At 29.9% G+C, this 2,236-nt stretch carries 2 protein-coding genes; both read right to left on the reverse strand.

The window, feature by feature from the left end:
• Positions 1–31: 31 nt before the first annotated feature.
• Complete coding sequence (locus CN514_RS24685; protein WP_098234818.1) at positions 32–748, reverse strand: DUF3298 and DUF4163 domain-containing protein; 717 nt, start codon at positions 746–748, stop codon at positions 32–34.
• Between the two features lie 106 nt (positions 749–854).
• Positions 855–1,958 carry a serine hydrolase domain-containing protein gene (locus CN514_RS24690; RefSeq protein ID WP_098234819.1) on the reverse strand — a complete coding sequence of 368 codons (1,104 nt, stop codon included), beginning with the start codon at positions 1,956–1,958 and terminating at the stop codon, positions 855–857.
• Between the last annotated feature and the right edge of the window lie 278 nt (positions 1,959–2,236).

A 2,236-nucleotide genomic window follows, 5' to 3' on the forward strand; every position in this document is an offset into this window, starting at 1 on the left:
GCTCGCTTTCCATGGGGCGAAAACGATTATATTATTGATAAACCTGCACTGGTATAAAGACTTCAGGCATGCCAGCAGCATATGCGGCTACTTCATATTCTTTAAAGATTAATTTAATTCCTGCGTGGTCAAATGCCCATAGTCGATTTTTGTCACTTAAGTCGATTTCGTTAGGCGATTTTATTAATACATACCCTTTATATTTCTTTTGTAATTGCTGATAAGCATATTCTTGTACGGATTTTGTATGTTCGTTTATTAACTTAGATAGTGGAACTACATCACCTGTTTTCACGTCAAAATTAAATGTAGTATTCATTGTCATCCCATGTGCCCCACCTGTATATGAATACTCATTATAAATAACACTTAATTTATCAAGATTGTTGTACAGTACTTTATAAGTAAAAACATATTCATAAGGTCTCCACGGCCCTTGGCTAGCATCCCATTTTGACTTGGCTTCTTTCTCGTCTTCTAATAGCTTTAAACGATTATTATTTGTTAAATCAGCACCTTGTTTTAAGATACTATTGATCTTTTGTTGTGCAGTTGAATTAGATGCTCCACTTATTTGTGGATACTTAATCGGTGCATCATTTAGTTTTTGTTCAGTAATTTTAATATGTCTTGTTAAAGAGTTTTCATTGATCCCGGCTTTCGTTTCTGCATTAACAAATTTAATAGAGCTCAAATTAATACTGCTAGTCATTATGATTAATAAGAAATAATATAGAAACTTTTTCACTAGACTCCTCCTATTTTCTTTATCAAAAAATAGTATGAGTATCTTTTAGATTATTTATGAAATATTTTATAAGAGTCTAGATTCTTATAATCAAACTGAACTGTTCTCAACTCATTTTGTTAACTAGTTTAAATAAGTTCATTGCGATCTTAAAGGTGTTTGGTTTCACCTTTTGACTATTAGAAAACACAATGACATATGTTTTCGAAACTGGATCGAATACATTCATACAATTAATTCCTGGAACTACCCCATGATTGTATAAATACTTTCCTTTATTATAAATGCCAAATGCATAATGATTTTGATACGGCTTAGTAAATTGAGTAAAACTTTTCCCCATAATAAGTTTATTCGAAATAAGTGCCTCGTCCATTTTTTGTATTCCTGAAACCGTTGAATAAATATCTCCACAGCCTAATAAATAGTTAAAATTTGGGATTCGTAATTGCTTCGGATTATTTTTAGTTTGAATTAATAAATACCCTAGTGCATGATTCCCTTTTTTATAAAAATCATTACCTTGTCCAATTTCGGACATATTCGCTTTATCGAAAATATGTGTTTTTATATATTCTCCATATGGAGTTCCAGTTACTTTTTCTATAACGTAAGCAAGTAAAATATAATTTGTGTCATTGTAATCCCATTTGTTTAACGGTATATAGTGAGCATTTGATTTAACGATTTTCTTTATTAAATCAGTTGATGAAATTGGATTAAATAACTCTTTTTCTCTCTTAATCCCTGAAGTATGTGAAATTAAATGAAATAATGTTAATTTTGATCCATTTGGGAATTCCGGTATATATTTTGAAATCGGATCGTTAAACGATATTTTGCCTTCTTCTTTTAATTGCATTAACAACGTTGAAACAAAAAATTTAGAAATTGAACCAACTGGATAATACGTATTTGGTGTGTTCTGTAGCTGATTCTGGATATCTCGATAACCGTATCCCTTATTAAGGATATTTTCTTCATTCTTCTTAACAAGAACAACCCCGTTAAAATGAATTTGCTGTAAGTAGCGATCAATCTCTTTAGTATTCTTATTTTGATCATTAGAAAAATCAACGTTTTTCAATGTAGAGTAATCCGAAACTGTCACTTTCGAAAAGTTTTTATTCCAGAAAAAACGATAAAATGGAGACATTATTAAAATAGTTAAGAAACTAGGAATCAAGAACAAATAAAATTTTTTCATCATTTACCGTCTCCCATTGAGCGGGGCCGAGAGGATTTTCCTATCTTCCCTTTTCTCCATTATTTTTGCCTTAACCCTATTTTACTGTTCATTATTTCAACTCCCATCACCTACTATTCAAAAGTTATGGTATCTAAGGAACTAAAAACAAAAGTTCATTTCATTTACTTTATCCTAATTGTATTAACAATCTTGTCCATTAATCTTTAGATTTTAATTAGAAAAAATTTACTTAACCTTTAATAATTTATTATCTGTCTCTAATTTTAAAAGGTGTATAG

Source organism: Bacillus sp. AFS001701 (genome assembly GCF_002559405.1).
GTDB lineage: Bacteria > Bacillota > Bacilli > Bacillales > Bacillaceae_G > Gottfriedia.